Below are 20,024 nucleotides of genomic sequence, written 5' to 3' on the forward strand. Positions count from 1 at the left end.
CCCGACAACTTCTATATCATAACAAGAATCTCAAACGATGTCAACAACTTGTTTAAATCAATTTATCAACGTCTCATGCGATATCTTTTTACTTGTCGCTGTTTCCTGCGAAACAACTTAATCTATATTACAGATAGAAACACAATTCGTCAACACTTTCTTCAAAATTAATTCACACAAAACGTCAGATAACAAAAAAGCTCTCGTTATCCATCAATAACGAGAGCTTTTCCAAAAATTTATACCCGTAATTCATCAAAGTAAATTTGTGCATCCCCAATCACCTGCACAACATTATCTGGCGCTGGGATAGTCTCCAAGTTTACCGCAATGATTGGCACTTGAGCTTGCGCATACTGCAATAAGCCAGCGAACGGATACACCACAAAACTTGTCCCGACGATGACGATCAAGTCAGCCTCATGCACCCATTGCGCGGCTTCTGTCACGTGAAAGGGAATTTCACCATACAACGTAATTCCCGGCCGAAGTAGTGCACCGTCTGCCCGACGCATATCTTGCATATACGCCTCAAATGTTGCTGGGGCACCATCGGTCACCGCATAAATGTTATATAACGAACCGTGAAACTCGATAACATTTTCTGCACCGGCTTGGGTATGCAAACTATCCACATTTTGTGTAATGATTCGTGCCCGGCCCTGGTGCGTTAGTGCCGCCATCTTTTGGTGAATGATGTTTGGCTTAGCATCCGGAAAATACATGTTTTCCTTCATAAACTGATACATCTTCTCAGGTTCACGGTTTAACGCGTCAGTACTCAACAAATATTCAGGTCGTTCAACAACGCCACTATCATCATAAATGCCACCTTTAGAACGATAGTCGGGAATCCCCGACGCCGTTGAAACGCCAGCACCTGTTAAAAACACAATTTTCTGGGCATCATCAAACAATCGTTGCTGTTCTGCAGATAGTAACATCATCGTCTACCTCCTTAGTCTGCTTGACGCACGACGAACGGTTGACCAATTTGTTCAAGTACTTCACGAACAGATGTCTTATAGAGCTCCTTGAAGAACGTTGGTTGATTCTCTTCTGGTGCAGAAATAACAAAACTATTCTGCTCATCCGTCTTATTCAACCCAACGTAGGCGGTCTTCTCTGTATTACGATCAATCATATCTGTGTGCTTAATATCGTAAACTTGCGCCAAAGGCAATCGCAACTGACGCTCTGACAAAACTGGTGTCAACGTTGCAAACTCGTTAGCATGCAACTCTGGCAAATCCCACGCTGCCATTTGTTCATCAAAATGCTTAAAGGCCGCCACAACTGCCCGATGAACAGTGAACGGATCCTTAATACCCTCAATCTTCATAGCAGCGACAATCTTTTGAGCAGCTGCCCATGCTTCTGGGAAAGCTTCAGCAAACGTATCCGTGTACGCCGCCGTCTCACCAGTAACAGCATTCATAAAGACTTGGGCATCCAACAATGTCAACACACGCAAGGCGGCTTCAGAACGGTTCCCATCAGCTTCCTTCGTTAGTGTTGTCATGACACCCTTTGCAAAGGCTGCCACAACATCATCCGTCAACAAACCATGCTTGGCTTGTTCCTTATAGATAATCGTGCGCATGGCTGGTTGGTAAAGGTACGTCGCCATAACCATTAGTTGATCCGTCAGTTCGACATTATCCGACTTCAATTGGAAGTAAATTTGTGGGTAACCACTTAGCGTTAGCATCATCATCAACAATTCTTTTGTCGCTGAATAATCTGGTGCCGTAGCATCCGTTACTTCAACCATCAAGCGCGTACCCAACATATCCGTCGTCACTTGATCGTGCGTCAAGACACCTGTGGCCTCCCCGCTACCACGCAAAACAACTGAACCGGGATAAACACGGTTAACTTGGTCGACTAGTTGTACTGTATCTGCTGAAAATTGCATATCTGTTCTCTTTTCCGTCTATTTATCGTAATTTTGCTAATAATTCACGGGCCGTAGCTTCATTAAACTTACCCGCTTGTTGTAACGCGGCTGTCAACGCTGGCACTTCTGCTGGCGTCGCACCCACTTGGAGTGCCAATGACTTTGCCTGTAATGCCATGTGGCCGGCTTGTATACCAGTCGACACCAATGCACGAATGGCCGCCAAGTTTTGGGCCAACCCAACGGCGGCAATTGTACTGGTCAACTCGTTAACCGTTGGATTATCCATCAACGCATGGTTCAACTTAACAGCTGGCACAATCCCAATTGAACCACCAACAACGCCAAGAATTAGGGGCAAGGTCGTCTCACCAAGCAATTCGTCACCTTGAACAGTCCAACGCGTCAAACCATGATACTGACCACCTTGTGCAGCGTATGCATGCAAGGCCGCGTTAACCGCGCGTGTATCGTTACCACTGGCTAGGACTGCTGCCTCAATTCCATTCAACATCCCCTTATTAGACGTGACTGCTCGGTATGGTGACAACGTTTCAATCCGACTAGCGGCTGCAATTTTAGCTGCTACATCGGCACCCGACATTCCCTGCTTAGTTGCCAACGCCGTTACCGGCACAGCTACCTTCGCCTTAACGAGTGACTCAGTCGCAAAGTTGGAGAGAATTGCCATTAACACCTCATAGCCCGCTTGTCGCAATACGCTAGCAATCGCTTCCGACATGGTATTAACAACATTAGCCCCCATCGCCGCCTTCGGATCAACTAAGACATTAACAATCGCTGTTTGTGCATCAAGCACTTCGACCGTTAAAGCTTTCGCACCACCACCACGTTTTGCCATTGATGGGTGCGCATCATTGGCCACCTGCAGCAATTGCGTTAAATGTGTCTCAACATAGGTTTGCAAGGCCACAACATCGGCAACATTATCCAAAATAATTTGACCACGCACAAGACGACTTTCAATAACCGTCTGCACGCCAGCACCAGCCCGCATCATCCGTGCACCATTATTAGCAGCCGCAATAACACTTGGTTCTTCCGTGCTCATCGGTACTGTCACTAAACGGCCATCAACTGGCAATTCCAACAGTAACCCTGTGGGCACGCCGAAATTATAGAGGTAGTTTTCAACCTGTTGTTCGCCAACCATGTCATAATGCTGCGTTATTAACGCTGCCTGATCAGCCGTTAAATTTTTATTTTCAATCGTCCGTTGCAAGCGTTCTTGCCACGACAACTTGTAGAATCCCTGCCAATTCGCCATGTTCTACAACTTCCTTTTCCGTTTATTGCGGTACACACTACCGCTTTGCCTCTTATAGTTTACCAGTTATTCAACCTGAGAAAAGACAAAAACGGTCTTGGCTAACCACCAAAACCGTTTTCTTTTAGTTTTCATCTGTTCGACGCACGATATAGTGCACCTTATTGTCATCATCAATCGTTGCAAATAAACGTTGCTGTTGCTCATCATCAAAATAACCTAAATCAACAACATTCTTACCATCAAGTTCGATGACACCCTTAACGGCCTGACTCATCACTTCATGCAGCACCCGCCACGATTGCTCAAGCTCATGGGTCTTTTCAACCGCCGCTTTTAAGGTATAGCCATCATCTAAAAAGCCCTTAATGGCTGCAACTGCGACATAAGTTTTGTAGTTATAAACCCGGGCATCCTGCTCACCTTCACGACTTAGTGACGAAATGATGCCTTTGCTTTCCCAGTAACGTAATTGGCGCGTTGACACACCCGTCATTGTGGCTAACTCACCAATGCGGAACTGAAAAACTTCTGACTTCAACGCATTTTTATGAAAATGGTGTTTTGGAACAAATGACATGGTGCCTCTCCTTGTACGTTTAATAGACTATTATTGTCAGGTTATTTAACACAAATGTCAAGATAGTTCGTCAAAAAAGAAAAATGCCCTTGGTGGCTGACAATTGCATCAACACATCAAGAACATTTTTACTTGTTATGGATTTGGTGTGTCATCGCCACCATCAGTCGTATCGCCACCGTCCGGATTAACCTGCTTAATACGTGATGTATCAGAACGTGGTTCGTCCTTTTCTGGTGCGTCAGTGCTATACAATGACTGCGTGGTCTTACCACCATTCTCAGACCACAAACTCTTCGATTCAACACCCGCTTGGTTCTCAAGATTTTCTAGCTTTGCCAACCCGTTAGAGTAGTTATACTTCGAGGCATCAACTGACTTAAAGCCACTCGGCGTATAGAAACGAAGTAAGTCCTTTTGATTAATATCATCTGAAATCGATAACTGTTCCTTAACCTGCTGCTTAGCTGCATCAATCTCTTTCAAAACCGATTTAGTTGGATTAGTAATCGCCTGATCAGTCTTATTATCATAAATCGTTTCGTTGATATAACTATACTTCGGTGTCACAAAGTTCTTATCACGGAAGGCCACAACCTGATTGCTCTTACCGCTCAGCAGATCTTGTCCCATCATCACGTACTTCTTTGAATCAACACCTAACAAGTGTAGCAAGGTTGGCATGACGTCAATCTCACCACCGTACGTATGATTAACACCACCGCCGTGCCACCCTGGAATATTAATCATAAATGGTACGCGTTGTAGTTGCGCATTATCGTTATCATTCCAGTCATCGGCATTCTTACCCAGCACTGAAGCCAAATACTTGTTTTCTGAATTTGAAATACCGTAGTGATCACCGTATAACACAATAATTGATTTGTTGTACAAGCCTGACTTCTTCAGATAATCGAAGAACTCACCAATTGATTGATCCAAGTAGTGGTTCGTTTCAAAGTAGCCGTTCACAATATCCGAATCTGTATTCGTCGTGGTAAAGTTTGGATCCTTATCCTGTTCATCCAAACTATATGGGAAGTGGTTCGTTACGGTAATGTACTTGGCATAGAACGGTTGTTGCATTCGTTCCAAATATGGAATGGAATCATTAAACAACAGCTTGTCCTTCAACCCATAACCCATTGCCTTATCACCCGATGTGTCATAGTAGCTAGCATCAAAGAAGTATTGGTAACCCATATTCTTGTACACGTTACTACGGTTCCAGAAACTAGCGTTGTTACCGTGGAAAACAGCTGACGAGTACCCTTCTGTCTGCTTCAAAATGGCCGGCATTGCTTGGAAGGTTTGGTCATTACCCTGCGTGGCAAACAATGAGCCTTGTGGCAACCCAAACGTTGATGTTTCTAACATATTTTCAGCGTCGGATGTCTTACCTTGACCAACTTGGTTAAAGAAATTATCAAATGCAATCGTTGAATCAGAATTATAAATTTGGTTCAGGTTTGGCGTCACTTCTTGCCCATTGATTTTCATGTTCATTGAAAATTGTTGGAAGGATTCCAAGTGAATGACAAACACATTCTTGCCCTTGGCAATACCGGCATATTTAGCATCCGCATCAGTATAATGTTTATCAACATAACTCAACACTTTTTGGATATCTGTTTTCTTCGCCGACTTGCGCATCTCGGACACGCCATGTTGCTTCAAACCATCGAACACCGTATAAGCGTCCATCCCCAAATATTTCACCAATAAATTACTATCAAATTGGCGTGTAATAAGCTGTGGACGATCCGCCTCACCCAAAACCAGCGTCACCATGAAGGCAAAGACTGAAAATGTCGTCATCGCAAAACTCATGAATTTCGTTGTGCCTTCACGTTGTATCCTGATTTTTTTAAAGATGAACAACCCAATAAAAATTGGAATATCAATCCAGAATAAAATATCGTGTAGATTTGTTAACGCAAACCCAGACGCACTCAATCCCTGGTTAACTTTGTCATAACCCAACATCGTCGCAACAGACATAAAATCTGTAAATTCACGATAATAGGTCACGTTTAATTGCAACAGCACAATGTTAACGATGTACATAATCGTTGCAATTGGGTAGAAAAGCTTTGCTGATCGGAAGTAGAACGCCAATCCAATCAATAAAGATGACACCGTCAATGGATTAATCAACAGCGTCACGTATTGTACTGGTGTTGCTCCCGAGAACAAGTTAAAGTCCACAAAATCCGCCAGCAACGTTTTTGCCCAGATTAACACGACCAAGAGCAATACAAACCCTAAGCGCGTGTTAATCCAGCTAAATCGGCCATAATGCCTCATAGTTTAGTCACCCTTTTCTTACGTATTTTAATGTTTTCCGGCCATTATTGTGACCGGTGCTTACGCCAGCGTTGATCGCGGCTAATTTATGTATCCGGTCTATTATAGCGTAATTTTAAAATTCATACCTTAGAGCCTTGGCGTTTTACCAATTTAAGTTAAAATAAGACCATTGATAAAAAAATGAGGTAAACGCGCATGTCAACAAACGAACTCATCGTCAGCAAAGAATACGGCGCTGGCGAACTTAGCCGCGAAGCTCTTGCAATTCGTCAAACCGTGTTTGTTAGCGAACAAGGTGTGCCCCTTGCACTAGAGATTGATGATCTTGATGACCGAACGACACACTACGTTGGTTTCACAGCTAGCAAGGCCGTGACGACTGCCCGTGTCTTAGTTAATGCCCACGGTGAAAATTGGCATATCCAACGCGTGGCCACATTGGCGGATGCGCGTGGTCATGGTTACGCTGCTAAAATTATGCAGACAATCATCGAGGATGCCAAAGAAGCCGGTGTCCACACAATTGATCTAGGCGCCCAAGTCTCTGCCTTAGGGTTCTACGAGAAGCTTGGTTTTAAAGCTGAAGGTGACATTTTCATGGACGCAGGCATTGAACACCGTAATATGGTGCTAACCCTGAATTAGTTAAACTGACGTAACTGAAAAAGCTCCCAACGTTGCAATTTGCAATGCTGGGAGCTTTATTTTATCGGTTATTGATTTTGTTCTGTCATGTGACGCTTGTATGAGTTGACTGGTACCAGGAACTCCTCAAACGAACGACGGGCAATAAATGAATAAATTGGCCAGAAGCGTTCATCAATCATGAATTGCGCCGCATCCAGTGTGCGGTGCCACAATTGTTCTGCTTCCTCATTCTTTTCATCCAATGCAAGTTCGACAACTTCAGCCATCTTCTTAACGAAACTAAAGTACGTGCTCAAAGCTGGCAAACGATAATCACGCAAGAACATCAATGTCTTCTTAACAGTGTCGCCATCCTTGTTTTCCAACGCCATAATCAACAATTGGAAATGCAACAAAGCCACATTACGAACCTCAGCCGATGAAAAATTATCTAATTCCATCAAGCCATAGCCTTCAAGCTTCGCCATGCGTTGTGCTTGATCAGACATCTGCTTAACAACCATCTTGGCGGCGTTGTATGGCTCATGACGAATAATATTAGCAAACATCAACAAGTCATTGGCCGTGTAGAATTCACGAGCAGCCAACAACTTGATAATTGTTGGTCGTACCATTTCAATCAAACGGTACTTTTCAACTTCGTCGGCCACTTGTGAGTTAATTGCACGCACCAAGTTAACCAACAAACGCACATCGCGCGTCTCGTCATACATTGACAACGTCCGGTAAACCGTGTCTTCCGTTGGCGTCATTGTGTGTGAGTGTGCATCCAAGCCCAATTCCTTGATTGCTGGATCTAGCAACTCAGGGTGGTTCATGTAGACATGCAACATCAACTCATCAAATGATACGCCAATCGTCACCAACAAATTAACCAAAGTTGTCGCTGACACCTTACCGTTGCCTTGTAAATAGTCGTAAAGTCGTGAACGTGAAATATCAACCGTCTTCAAAACGACTGGTACTGAAATGTTGCGTTCCTTGATGAAATAAATCATCGCTTCGCGAATTGCCTCAACAGGCACTCGATTTTTACCCATGATAACCTCTTACTTATAATTAACTTTTCTCATATAACCTTTCTAGATTATACTCCCTACCATGTATTTATTGGGGATTTATACAGAAAATACTGTCCCGCTATTGATACAAACCACTCACACGGCTCCTAATTTAAAGCAAAACAATATTTTTATAATCTTTACATATGCATTTATATTTAAAACAAATTCCAAAAACATAAACTTAATACTGAATTATTTTTAAAACACACCGGCCGTTTATGCATAACGTATCAATATATATGTATTATCAATACAAAAAGGACAACACCTCACGATGTTGTCCTTTTTACTGTTTATTATTCTTCTGAATCATCTTCAGCTCGTGCAAGCAATTCAGCTACTTCAGCTGGTTGCTCACCATCAACTGGCGCTGCTGGTAATTCTGTATCGTTTACGACCGGCGTTGCGTCATCAGCTGTCTCGGCAGCGTCTTCTGCTAACTCCGGTGTATCCTCTTCATGTTCAACCTTTGCAAACGTTGCAACAATTGCATCATCATCTAGGCGAATAACACGGACACCCTGTGTGGCACGACCAGTTTCTGACACTGAATCAACCGTAAAGCGAATCATTACACCCTTGTTGGTCGTCAACATAATGTCTTCTGAACCATCAACAACCGCCAAACCTGCTAGCGGTCCGTTCTTCTCGGTGATTTGGGCCGTCTTAATTCCCTTACCACCACGACCCTTAATCGGGTATTGATCAACTGGGGTTTGCTTACCGTATCCCTTTTCAGTGATAACCAGCACAGATGCGTCATCCTTTAAGATTTCAGCGCCGATAACAAAGTCATCATCACGCAACGTAATACCACGCACACCAGCTGCTGAACGTCCCATTGAACGAACGGCATCGGCGTTAAATGACACCGCGTAACCACCATGGGTACCAATCAACAAGTTCTCAGTCCCATCAGTAATCATAACGTTAATCAACTCATCGTCATCATTCAACGTAATGGCCTTCAAACCGTGTGTTCGGATGTTGCTAAAGTCTGAAACCGGCGTCTTCTTCACCTTACCGTAACGGGTTGTAAAGAAGAGGAAGTCTTCACTTTCAGAAGCTTCACCACGTACGTTAATCACGGTTTGCACACTCTCACCTGCTTCGATTCCCAACAAGTTAACAACTGGGATTCCCTTAGCAGAGCGACCATATTCAGGAATTTCGTATCCCTTCATCTTGTAAACCTTACCAGCGTTGGTAAAGAACAACAACGTATCGTGTGTTGAGGTACCAATCAATTGATCGATAAAATCATCATCATTAACGCCCATTCCTTGCACACCACGTCCACCACGGTTCTGTGCTCGGAATTCAGTTTGCGCCATTCGCTTGATGTAGCCAGCGCTCGTCAATGACACGATAATGTCTTCTTCCTCAATCAAATCTTCGTCTTCAATGCTTGTGACATCCCCGATTTGCAATTCCGTCCGACGTTCGTCGCCGTACTTTTCTTGGATTTCAAGCAATTCAGTATAGATGATTTCATCAATACGTTCTGGCTTAGCCAAGATATCCTTGTAATCAGCAATCGCGGTCATCAAACCTTGATATTCATCTTCAATCTTGCCACGTTCCAAACCGGTCAAACGAACCAAACGCATGTCCAAGATGGCTTGCGCTTGCTTATCTGACAAAGCATAATCCGTCATCAAACGGTTCTTGGCGATTTCTGACGTTTCTGAACCACGAATGATGCTAATGATGGCATCAATGTGATCCAAAGCAATACGCAAACCTTCCAAGATATGCGCACGTGCTTCAGCCTTACGCAATTCAAATTCCGTACGACGACGCACGACAATTTGTTGGTGTTCAAGGTAAGCAACCAGCATGGCCTTCAAACCTAGCAACTTTGGTCGACCATCTTGCACGGCCAACATGTTAAAGCTGAAGCCAGTTTGCATTAACGTATTCTTGTACAAGTTATTCAACACAACTGATGCTGAAACATCACGACGAATATCAATAGCGATTCGGTAACCTGTTTGGTCAGACTCATCATTAACCGCCGTAATACCTTCGATTCGCTTTTCACGACCAAGTTCAGCAATACGTTCAATCAACTTCGCCTTGTTGACCATGTATGGCAACTCAGTCACGATGATGCGTTCCTTACCAGACTTCTCCGTCTCAATTTCGACCTTCGCCCGGACCGTTACAACACCCTTACCGGTTTCATAAGCCTTACGAATACCAGACTTACCCATCACAATCGCACCTGTTGGGAAGTCAGGTCCAGGGACCGCTTCCATCAACTCAGCCGTTGTAACATCCGGGTTGTTCATCAACATGTGAATGGCTGAAATAACTTCACCCAAATTGTGTGGCGGAATATTGGTTGCCATACCAACGGCAATTCCATTGGCTCCGTTAACTAACAAGTTAGGGAAACGGGCTGGCAAGACAACGGGCTCACGATCAGTACCATCATAGTTATCCGCAAAATCAATGGTGTCCTTGTTGATATCACGCAACATTTCCGTTGCAATCTTGCTCAAACGTGCTTCGGTATAACGCATGGCGGCAGCTGGGTCACCATCAATAGAACCAAAGTTTCCGTGCCCATCAACCAACATGTAACGATAACTAAAGTCCTGCGCCATACGCACCATTGATTCGTAGATGGCAGAGTCACCGTGGGGGTGATACTTACCCATAACGTCACCGACGATACGAGCAGACTTCTTGTGTTGCTTATCTGGCGTCACACCTAGTTCATTCATACCGTACAAAATACGACGGTGCACCGGCTTCAAACCATCACGTACATCGGGCAACGCACGTGCCACGATAACTGACATCGCATAGTCCAAGAAAGATGTTCGCATTTGCTCGCCAAGCTTGGCGGGTTTAATGCGGCTGTTATTTTGTTCTTCTTCAGCCATTACTGTTCCTTTCTTTCTATCTAGTTCAAATTAAAACTAGACGTCCAACTCCGCGTATTGCGCGTTTTCTTCAATAAATTCACGACGTGGCTCAACCTTGTCTCCCATCAACATTGAGAAGACCATGTCAGCATCCACGGCGTCATCCATTTCAACACGTAACAAACGACGAACTGACGGATCCATTGTGGTCTCCCACAATTGCTCCGCGTCCATTTCACCAAGTCCCTTGTATCGTTGGATAACTGGCTTTGGTGAGGCAGGCAACGTTGGCAACAAAGCTTCTAACTCTTCATCAGAGTCCAAGTACTGCACGAACTTACCCTGACGCACTTGATATAGCGGTGGCTGGGCAATGTAAATGTAGCCTGCTTCCAACAATGGACGCATGTAACGATAAATCAACGTCAACAACAATGTACGAATGTGCGCACCGTCGACATCGGCATCGGTCATAATGATCAACTTGTGGTACTTCGCCTTTGTGACATCAAATTCGTTACCAAAACCAGTTCCCATCGCTGTAAAGAGTGAACGAATTTCTTCGTTAGCCAAAATCTTGTCCAATGAAGCCTTTTCAACGTTCAAAATCTTTCCACGAATTGGCAAAATAGCTTGCGTCAAACGTTCACGCCCTTGCTTAGCTGAACCACCGGCTGAATCACCCTCAACGATAAACAATTCCGAAATTTCAGGATCCTTTGATGTGTTATCAGCCAACTTACCTGGCAAGTTAGCAATTTCCAAACCAGACTTCTTACGTGTCGCCTCACGCGCACGCTTGGCAGCAAGACGAGCCTTACCGGCCAAGATTCCCTTTTCAACAATTTGCTTCGCAACAGTTGGGTTTTCCAACATAAAACGGCTAAATGTTTCTGAGAACATACGGTCAACAGCCGTACGGGCATCTGAATTACCTAACTTAGTCTTCGTTTGTCCTTCAAACTGTGGATCTGGGTGCTTAACTGACACAATGGCCGTTAACCCTTCACGCACATCATCCCCAGACAATGCATCGTCACTTTCCTTCAACAAGTTATTCTTACGCGCATAGTCATTGATAACACGCGTCAACGCAGACTTGAATCCCGTTTCGTGAGTTCCACCTTCATAGGTGTGAATGTTGTTGGTAAATGACAGCATATTACTGTGATAGTCATCTGTGTATTGCAATGAGACTTCCACTTCAATACCGTTATCCATGCCTTCAACATAAATCGGATCGTCAAAAATGACGTCCTTATTTGTGTTCAAGAAATCAACGTATTCCTTAATTCCACCTTCGTAGTGGAATGATTCAGAAATTGGCTCATCTGGACGATTATCTGCAATTGAAATTCGCAAACCCTTGTTCAAGAAAGCCAATTCACGCACACGGTTCATCAAAATCTTATAATCATAAACCGTCGTTTCACGGAAAATATCTGGATCTGGTAGGAAGTGCACGATTGTTCCACGTGAAACAGGTGCATCGTCAACTGGTACGTTGTGCATTGACGTCTTCACGTGACCACGCTCGAAGTCCATTGCGTAACCCTTACCGTCACGAACAACAACAGCATCAAGCTCTGTTGATAGCGCGTTAACAACTGACGCACCAACTCCGTGCAGTCCACCAGAAACCTTATAACCGCCACCGCCGAACTTTCCTCCGGCGTGCAAAACGGTAAAGACTGTTTCCAACGCTGGCTTACCAGTCTTTTCTTGAATATCAACTGGAATCCCACGGCCGTTGTCAGTAACTGTGATTGAGTTGTCCTTTTCAATTGTCACCGTGATGTGGTCAGCAAACCCTGCCAACGCTTCATCAATTCCGTTATCGACAATTTCCCACACCAAGTGGTGCAGTCCTTGACTCGTCGTGGTTCCAATATACATACCAGGTCGCTTACGAACGGCCTCCAATCCCTCCAAAACTTGGATTTGACTGGCATCGTAATCATCAGCTTGTGTATGCATTTGTGTTACATCTTCTTCAGCCATGAGTTCCTCCTTAACTATCGCTAGTTTTCTTCACTAGCACTGTCCAAATCGTCCGTTTCGACAAGTTGCCCTGCTCGAACGTTAAAGACTTTTGGTTCATTAATTAATTGACGGGCCACATCACTTAGTGACGGCGTCGTAATAAAGGTCTGTACCTTATTTTGCATCGCCGTTAGCAAGTGCGTTTGGCGATTGGTATCTAGTTCTGACAAAACATCGTCTAGCAATAAAATTGGATATTCACCAGTCTCTTGCTTCATCAAATCAATTTCAGCTAACTTCACCGCCAAGGCGGTTGTCCGTTGCTGTCCTTGCGACCCAAATGTCGCCACGTCATGCCCATTAACATCAAAACGTAAGTCATCACGATGCGGACCTAACAGGGTGGTGCCCATCATTACTTCCCGCGACTGTAACCGTTCAAAACGCTTCGTCATCGCTTCTTTAATGACCTGTTCATCCCCTAATTCTTCTTCATTAAGTTGCGAAACGTACGCAATCCGTAACGTTTCGCCCCCTTGTGTAATATCAGCATGAATCGGCGCTGCGGCCTCACCGAGCTTCTTAATTAACTGTATCCGTCGCACAATTAGTTCACTGGCGAAACTCGTTAGCTGATCCGTCAAAACTTCCAGATACAGCATATCTTTCGCCTGCTTCGACTGCAGTTGCTTCAGATATTGATTACGCTGTTTCAAGACGCCCTTATATTGGTTAGCAATATAAAGATACTTTGGACTCATCTGACTAAATTCGCGATCGATGAAATTCCGTCGAATCGTCGGCGCCCCTTTTACCAAGGCTAAATCCTCCGGTGCGAATAAAATAACATTTAATTGTCCAATGTATGTGCCTAATTTCGCCTGATCCAAATGGTTCATTCGTGCCTTCTTACCTTTGCTTGTAAAAGCAAGTGACAACGGCACTTTCCCGTATTGGCGGCGCACCACGCCCGAGACCATGGCTTCTTTGCCGTCCCAACCAATCAACTCTTTATCAGAAGTTGTTCGATGTGAGCGCGCTAAAGCTAAAACATAGATTGCCTCGAGTAAGTTCGTCTTACCCTGTGCGTTCGGTCCCAAAAAGACATTGACGCCTGGTGAAAAGGTCACCGCTAAATCTTGATAATTCCGAAAGTTATTTAGTTTTAGCTCAAGCAGTTCCATTAGTCTGCTTCAGCACCCATCCCGTTAATGACAAATCGCTCACCAGATGGCACTGCGACCACGTCACCTGGATAAAGCTTGCGTCCACGGCGATCATCGGGCTCTTGGTTAACCAAAACCGTATTTTCGCGTAGGTACCACTTCGCTTGGCCACCAGTAGAAATGATACTTTTTTCCTTCAATAATTGTCCTAGCGTAATGTAGGGCGTTTGAATGTGCACTTCGTTAGCCACTTCAATATCCTTTCTGTCGGGGGTTAATCCCAACTGAGAAATGTTTCCATAAGTAGTCTTATTATACGCTATTTTTTTGCTTTATTCAATGTAATCAAGGCGTCAGAGCCTTTCTGAGGCTTTTGGCGACTTATGAAACAAAAAAGCCGAAAATTACTGTTTTTCCTTAAACAGCAATTTTCGGCTTTTTAGCCTATAAATTACGCAATGCGGTAATTAGTAAGTACGCACTGGTGTAATCAATTGAATAAAGTTTGTTTCATTGTTGGTTGGTACCAAGGTAAATGGATCCAACGCAGTCTTGAAGCCAATTTGGATTTGCTCATCTCCAAATGACTTCAATGCTTCGCGCATGTAATCAGGGTTAAATGAAATCGTCAATTCATCACCGGCAGTTTCGGCCGCAAAGATTTGTTCTTCAACGCGTCCAACTTCAGGTGAATTTGATGAAATCAATGACTTTTCGTCGCTAACCGTAAATTGAATAACATTTGAACGTCCTTCGTGACTAAGCAAGGCAGCACGCTCAATTGTTTGCAACAAGTCACGGGCATTAATCGTCAAAGTCGTCCGCTTTTCAGTTGGAATCAAGCGTGAAGCATCAGGGTAGTTTCCTTCCAACAAACGTGAGTAGAACGTCGTGTTAGCCCCAAGTTGGAAAATAACTTGGTTTTCAGCCACACGAACATCAACTGTTTCGACTTCATCCAACATTGCTTGCAATTGGTTCAATGAAGGACCTGGCACGATGATGTCGGCACTAACATCTGAATCACCAAATGCCACTGTGCGTTGGGCTAAACGGTGACGGTCCGTTGCGACCGCTGTCAAATTACCACCCGCCAAAATAAAGTGCACACCAGTCAAGATTGGTTGACTAAGTTGCTTTGAAACAGCAATAACGGTTTGACCGATTACTTCAGTCAATGTTTCAGCTGGCAACGTCAAATTGTTGCGGACTTCAATTTCTGGTAAGTGTGGGTAGTTATTAGCATCTTGGCCATTAATATCAAATTCTGAATTTTCAGAAGTGATTTTAGCTTGGAAACCAGTTGTGTTTGAAAGGGTGAATGTTTCGCCCGGCAAACGCTTAACAATATTTGAGAAGAAGGCGGCTGGCAAAACCAAGGCACCTGGTTCAGATACTTGCAACGTTGCTTGATCATCGGTTACCGGAATAACTGTTTCGATTGAGATATCTGTATCTGAACCGGTCAATGTTAGGCCATTGTTATCAAGGACCAATTTAACACCTGTCAAAATTGGCATTGATGTACGTGATGAAATTGCACGGCTGACATTATTCATGGCTTTGATGAAAACAGCTCGATTAATTGTAAATTGCATGATTATCTCCTCAACCTTTTTTGCTCGGCATGCTGCGCATGCATCGCTTACTGACTGATTTATTTATTAATAAAAAAATAATAATAGTAATAAGGGGTGTGCACAATGTGCAAAACCCTCAGCTATACCATTACATCAAGGATTGGTATATGTATACAACCCTGTGGAAAACTTTCGGTAACTTCGTGAATAATTCACAATGGTCATTCGAACTAATTGCTCAACTCTTCACGAATTTTCTGAACTTGATCAGCCAATAAGGCATCATTTTCAATCGCGTTATCGATTTTTTCAGTTGAATGCATCACCGTTGTGTGATCCTTACCACCAAAGGCCCGGCCAATCTGTGGCAAAGAGTCTTGAGTGAGCTCACGTGCCAAATACATGGCGATTTGGCGTGGTACCACGATTTCCTTATTACGCTTCTTACCATTAAGGTCTTGCACGGTCACGTCAAAGAACTTTGCAACCGTATCTTGAATGATAGGAATCGTGATGGCGCGTTGCCGCTTGAAGTTCATTGTCTCGAGAATGTCACGAGCAGTATCAACCGTGACCGGCTGTGATGCGAATCGTAACTTACCAGCAACTTGATTGAAGACCCCTTCCAGATCACGGACGTTCGTATCAACAGCCGCAGCGATTTCATCAATCACATCATTTGGAATATTGAGGTTTTCTTGATCTGACTTGTTACGTAGGATGGCGACACGTGTTGGTAAGTCAGGCTTCGTAATGTTTGCTGAATAACCTTGCCCGAAACGCGTGACCAAACGCATTTCTAGGCCAGGAATTTCCTTTGGTAACTTATCTGATGTCAGGACGATTTGGTGATTTTCTCGCGTAATGGCATTGAAGGTATTAAAGAATTCTTCTTGAATCTTTTCTTTACCAGCCAAGAATTGGACGTCGTCAACTAGCAAGAGATCTGTCGAGCGGTATTCGCGCTTAAATGCTTCGGTCTCTTTTTGACCACGACGCAAAGCTTCCGTGAAGTCATTAATGAAATCTTCAGTCGTAATGAACTTAACTTTGGCGTTGGGATTGTTTTCTAAAACTTTATTCCCAATTGCTTGCATTAAGTGTGTCTTGCCAAGTCCCACGCCACCATAGATCAATAGTGGATTCCATTGGGTACCAGGGTTATCCGCAACGGCTTGCGCAACAGCATACGCTTCGCGGTTCTCATCAGAAGACACAAAGGTTTCAAAACGGAATTCGGGATTCAAAATTGATTGCGTAACAAAATCAGCTGCTACTGGTGAAGTGCCGGTAGTGTTTTGTTGTTCAGGAGCGGCATCAGTAGCCGGCACCTCAAATAATGAAGTTGGTTGTGGTGAGATATAAGTCACCGAGGGGACGATAAACGTTGGTTGACCATACAGCTTCATCGTTGCTGTCATAGCTGCTTGCATGAAAGCGAGATAGTAAGAACTACTTGGGTTTAGCCATTCGTCAGCCACTTGTTCATGGTTGGTCGATAAATGTAAGGTGACCGTATTGTTTTTGTTCTCTAAAACTTGTAAAGGCGTCAACGTATCGACGTAATTAGCAAAGGAGAAGCCAGTTGAGATGGACTCGCGTAGCTCTTCTTTAATGGCGTTCCAAAGCTGGACAGGATCCATCGGGACGACCTCCTTAAAAAGTAGAAGTATCTGAATCTTTGGGTGGAAGTTATCCACAATACGTTCGCTAATCTTAAATTTCTTAAGAAGCGCAATTCAACAGATTCCATTGTAGCAGGGTGTGGATAAGTTTTCCACAGCGAATATCACTGATATATCAAGGGTTTTCGCGAATTTGAATAACGTTATGTGATATCCACAGCCTGTTAATATCCAAAATTTAGTTATCAACTTGATGTGAATTCGAATTTTACGTTATTTGTGGATATCTGTGGATAAGTTAGGGGTAAAACTAGATATTTACAAGTCTTTGTTAATAAGCTAAAGTTGATACATCAACTATTTGAGCGGTTATCCACATATGCACAGGGGTAGCTCGGAAAAGTTACTAGCCCCTGTGTAGATTGTGGAAAAAATGTGGATATTGGGGAAAACTAAACTAACACTCTGTTACATGTCTGGATTTTATAAACATAACGCTCTGTTACTTTCTGGATAACTCGTAGGTGATGATTGTTTAATTTTTTTAAAGAAAAAGTTAAGGACTTAAGAATTGAACATGACGATTTCGCGTTGTGCTATACTATTAGTAAGTTCAGTTACACTTAATTTTTGTTAAAAAAGAATTAAGTGCTTTAGAAAGGTTGCCAACTGGAACCTTACGTGATACACTGAAATACGAATTGTGGTTTGGCCTTGCCAACCGCAGGCCAAATCTAACTACGAATGGGAGGTGTATTCACATGAAGCGTACATACCAACCTAAGAAGCGTCACCGCGAGCGTGTACACGGCTTCCGTAAGCGCATGAGCACTAGCAACGGTCGCAAGGTGCTTGCACGTCGCCGCCAAAAGGGCCGCAAGGTATTGTCAGCCTAATTAGGTCAGGCCTTCTATTAGGATTACTGATAACGATCGCGCGTGGTTCGGCCATTTTGGCTGAATCACGCGTTTTCTATTGTCTTCAAAAAAGTCTGGAGCAAACATATGCGTAAGAGTTACCGTGTTAAGAAAGAAGCCGATTTCCAATTGGTATTCGAGCAACATCACTCGGTCGCAAACAAAATGTTTATTGTTTACACGATGGAGCGTGAACAACCAACCCACTTCCGCTTGGGAATTTCGGTTTCAAAGAAAGTTGGGCTGCGTGGCCACGAGCGTGTATGGGTGAAGCGTCGCATTCGACAAAGTGTTTTGGAATTGAAGCCAAATCTGCGTCAAGATGTCGACATTCTGGTGATTGCCCGCCCATCAGCTCATGACCAAGACATGGCGATCATTAAAAAGAACTTGGAACACGTCTTCAAGTTGGCAAATTTGTTTGTCGACCAGGACGAAAATTAAAAACAACCTATTATATGGAGAAAAACGATGCAGTCAGCTAAGAAAGTATTTTCAACGCGCTCTACCGTTACAGCTGTCATTGCCTTAATTATCATGATCATTGCTGGTGTGATGTTTAAGGGACATGTAGCCGGTACCGGATTCTGGCATGGAATCATCATCGCCAACTTCTCACGCTCAATTTTGGGTGTCTCAGCCTGGTTTGGAAATAACTATGGCTTGGGAATTATTGTCTTTACGTTGTTGATTCGTTTGTTGATTTTGCCATTGATGGTTTATCAAACGCGTTCAATGCGTAAGATGCAAGAAGTTGCCCCTGCTTTAAAGGCTATTCAAGCCAAGTATCCAAATCGTGATACGGAATCAATGGCTGCGATGCAAGCAGAGCAAAGCGCCCTTTATAAGGAAGCAGGTGTTAACCCATTTGCGAGCTTGTTGCCCTTGATTGTTCAAATGCCAATCTTGATTGCATTGTATACGGCTATTCGTACCACGAAGCAATTGGAAACTGGGACATTCTTGTGGGCCCAATTAGGTCAACACGACCATTTGTTCATTTTGCCAATCTTAGCAGCGTTGTTTACATTCGCCTCATCATACTTGGTCATGTTGGGACAACCTGAAAAGAACGGAATGACAACGTCAATGACGTACATTATGCCAATTATGATCTTCATTTTTGCGATTAATGTACCATCAGCCTTGTCATTGTACTGGGTGGTTTCAAACGCCTTCCAAGTTGCGCAAACGTGGACCATTCAAAACCCATTTGAAATTCGTCGCGAGCGTGAAGCAAAGAAGCAAGCAGAGCGTGATCGTGAACGTGCGATTCGTAAGGCGAAGCGTTCACACAAGCGTTAATCATCAAAAAATCGCCACACGGCGATTTTTTTGGTTGTGAAGCAGTCTATTATCTGAATGTTTCCTAAAGCCCTGCCAATTTGCGGGGCTTTTTTATTTTAGGTGTGCTAAACTGAGAATAATAAAAATGATGTAAGGAGACCACCCATGAAAGCATTTCGCGAGATTATGTCTTGGGTAATTCCGATTGCGATCGGATTAATTATTGCCTTGTTGATTAAGACGTATTGGTTCACACTAGTACGTGTCGACGGCACATCTATGGAACCAAATTTGACCAACAACGAGCGTGTTTTCGTTCTGAAGCCTGAAAAGATTCACCGTGGTAGTGTCATTGTGTTTGATGCTTATGGTGAAGATCCAGAAGTGGATGGTCACAAGGATTACGTAAAGCGTGTTATCGGTATGCCTGGTGATACGGTTAGTGCTGAAAATGGTGTGATTAAGGTTAATGGTAAGGCTGTTGACCAAGATTTCATTCCAGAGTCTGAGCAAACAGCAACTAACACGGTCAACAATGTTGGTAACTGGTCAAGTTTGACGGAACTTGGTGACCACATGGGTTGGCAACGTGAGAAGACGGTTAAGGTGCCTAAGGGCGAGTATTTCGTTTTGGGAGACCACCGTACCGTTTCAAACGACTCACGTTACTGGGGCTTTGTGAACAAGGATAAGGTGCTTGGTGTTGTAAAGGTGCCATTCTGGGGCGAAGCAACCAAGCGCGCTAATATTAATACGCAATGGAAGACTTATTTTGAGAAGTAATCCATCGCCAAAAAACC

At 43.8% G+C, this 20,024-nt stretch carries 17 protein-coding genes; 5 read left to right on the forward strand and 12 right to left on the reverse strand.

Translation table 11 applies throughout. The annotated features are described in order from the left end of the window. Nucleotides 1-239: 239 nt before the first annotated feature. From ESE_RS0105600 to ESE_RS0105620, 5 genes are all read right to left on the reverse strand, one after another. Nucleotides 240-944 carry an NAD-dependent protein deacylase gene (locus tag ESE_RS0105600; RefSeq protein ID WP_010372540.1) on the reverse strand — a complete coding sequence of 235 codons (705 nt, stop codon included), beginning with the start codon at nucleotides 942-944 and terminating at the stop codon, nucleotides 240-242. Between the two features lie 14 nt (nucleotides 945-958). Next, nucleotides 959-1,918: a hypothetical protein gene (locus ESE_RS0105605; RefSeq protein WP_010372543.1), complete on the reverse strand. Its 960-nt coding sequence runs from the start codon at nucleotides 1,916-1,918 to the stop codon at nucleotides 959-961. Between the two features lie 22 nt (nucleotides 1,919-1,940). After that, on the reverse strand, nucleotides 1,941-3,188 hold the full coding sequence (locus ESE_RS0105610; RefSeq protein ID WP_010372546.1) for a hydroxymethylglutaryl-CoA reductase, degradative: 1,248 nt from the start codon (nucleotides 3,186-3,188) through the stop codon (nucleotides 1,941-1,943). 124 nt (nucleotides 3,189-3,312) lie between these two features. Beyond that, nucleotides 3,313-3,768: a MerR family transcriptional regulator gene (locus ESE_RS0105615; RefSeq protein ID WP_010372549.1), complete on the reverse strand. Its 456-nt coding sequence runs from the start codon at nucleotides 3,766-3,768 to the stop codon at nucleotides 3,313-3,315. Nucleotides 3,769-3,903: 135 nt separating this feature from the next. After that, nucleotides 3,904-6,075 (reverse strand): LTA synthase family protein, encoded by a 2,172-nt coding sequence (locus ESE_RS0105620; protein ID WP_010372552.1) that lies wholly within the window; start codon nucleotides 6,073-6,075, stop codon nucleotides 3,904-3,906. A 198-nt stretch (nucleotides 6,076-6,273) separates the two neighbouring features. On the opposite strand from ESE_RS0105620, the gene ESE_RS0105625 reads away from it, so the two are divergent. Further along, nucleotides 6,274-6,723 (forward strand): GNAT family N-acetyltransferase, encoded by a 450-nt coding sequence (locus ESE_RS0105625; protein WP_010372555.1) that lies wholly within the window; start codon nucleotides 6,274-6,276, stop codon nucleotides 6,721-6,723. Between the two features lie 68 nt (nucleotides 6,724-6,791). Here ESE_RS0105625 and ESE_RS0105630 read toward each other — a convergent pair whose 3' ends face one another. From ESE_RS0105630 to dnaA, 7 genes are all read right to left on the reverse strand, one after another. After that, nucleotides 6,792-7,766, reverse strand: a complete 975-nt coding sequence (locus tag ESE_RS0105630) for a helix-turn-helix domain-containing protein (protein ID WP_010372558.1) — start codon at nucleotides 7,764-7,766, stop codon at nucleotides 6,792-6,794. Nucleotides 7,767-8,086: 320 nt separating this feature from the next. Further along, complete coding sequence (gyrA, locus tag ESE_RS0105635; RefSeq protein ID WP_010372561.1) at nucleotides 8,087-10,684, reverse strand: DNA gyrase subunit A; 2,598 nt, start codon at nucleotides 10,682-10,684, stop codon at nucleotides 8,087-8,089. Between the two features lie 36 nt (nucleotides 10,685-10,720). Further along, nucleotides 10,721-12,667, reverse strand: a complete 1,947-nt coding sequence (gyrB, locus tag ESE_RS0105640) for a DNA topoisomerase (ATP-hydrolyzing) subunit B (protein ID WP_010372562.1) — start codon at nucleotides 12,665-12,667, stop codon at nucleotides 10,721-10,723. A 20-nt stretch (nucleotides 12,668-12,687) separates the two neighbouring features. Further along, a complete protein-coding gene (recF, locus tag ESE_RS0105645; protein WP_010372565.1) occupies nucleotides 12,688-13,833 on the reverse strand; it encodes a DNA replication/repair protein RecF in 1,146 nt (381 codons plus the stop codon). Continuing rightward, complete coding sequence (yaaA, locus tag ESE_RS0105650) at nucleotides 13,833-14,066, reverse strand: S4 domain-containing protein YaaA (protein ID WP_010372567.1); 234 nt, start codon at nucleotides 14,064-14,066, stop codon at nucleotides 13,833-13,835. The genes recF and yaaA overlap by 1 nt, the downstream gene beginning before the upstream one ends. Before the next feature lie 216 nt (nucleotides 14,067-14,282). Then, nucleotides 14,283-15,413: a DNA polymerase III subunit beta gene (dnaN, locus tag ESE_RS0105655; RefSeq protein WP_010372570.1), complete on the reverse strand. Its 1,131-nt coding sequence runs from the start codon at nucleotides 15,411-15,413 to the stop codon at nucleotides 14,283-14,285. Between the two features lie 212 nt (nucleotides 15,414-15,625). Next, entirely contained in the window at nucleotides 15,626-17,038 is a 1,413-nt protein-coding gene (gene dnaA / locus ESE_RS0105660; RefSeq protein WP_010372579.1) for a chromosomal replication initiator protein DnaA, read from the reverse strand. Between the two features lie 743 nt (nucleotides 17,039-17,781). On the opposite strand from dnaA, the gene rpmH reads away from it, so the two are divergent. The 4 genes from rpmH to lepB all read left to right on the forward strand — a co-directional run bounded on the left by rpmH (nucleotide 17,782) and on the right by lepB (nucleotide 20,007). Continuing rightward, the gene (gene rpmH / locus ESE_RS0105665) at nucleotides 17,782-17,916 is read left to right on the forward strand and encodes a 50S ribosomal protein L34 (protein WP_002828338.1); all 135 of its coding nucleotides are present in this window, start codon (nucleotides 17,782-17,784) and stop codon (nucleotides 17,914-17,916) included. A gap of 108 nt (nucleotides 17,917-18,024) precedes the next feature. After that, the gene (rnpA, locus tag ESE_RS0105670; protein ID WP_010372583.1) at nucleotides 18,025-18,381 is read left to right on the forward strand and encodes a ribonuclease P protein component; all 357 of its coding nucleotides are present in this window, start codon (nucleotides 18,025-18,027) and stop codon (nucleotides 18,379-18,381) included. Nucleotides 18,382-18,408: 27 nt separating this feature from the next. Continuing rightward, a complete protein-coding gene (locus tag ESE_RS0105675) occupies nucleotides 18,409-19,242 on the forward strand; it encodes a YidC/Oxa1 family membrane protein insertase (protein WP_010372586.1) in 834 nt (277 codons plus the stop codon). Between the two features lie 147 nt (nucleotides 19,243-19,389). Further along, nucleotides 19,390-20,007 carry a signal peptidase I gene (gene lepB, locus ESE_RS0105680; protein WP_010372589.1) on the forward strand — a complete coding sequence of 206 codons (618 nt, stop codon included), beginning with the start codon at nucleotides 19,390-19,392 and terminating at the stop codon, nucleotides 20,005-20,007. Nucleotides 20,008-20,024 lie beyond the last annotated feature (17 nt).

Source organism: Weissella cibaria KACC 11862, from assembly GCF_000193635.1.
Classification (GTDB): Bacteria; Bacillota; Bacilli; order Lactobacillales; family Lactobacillaceae; genus Weissella; species Weissella cibaria.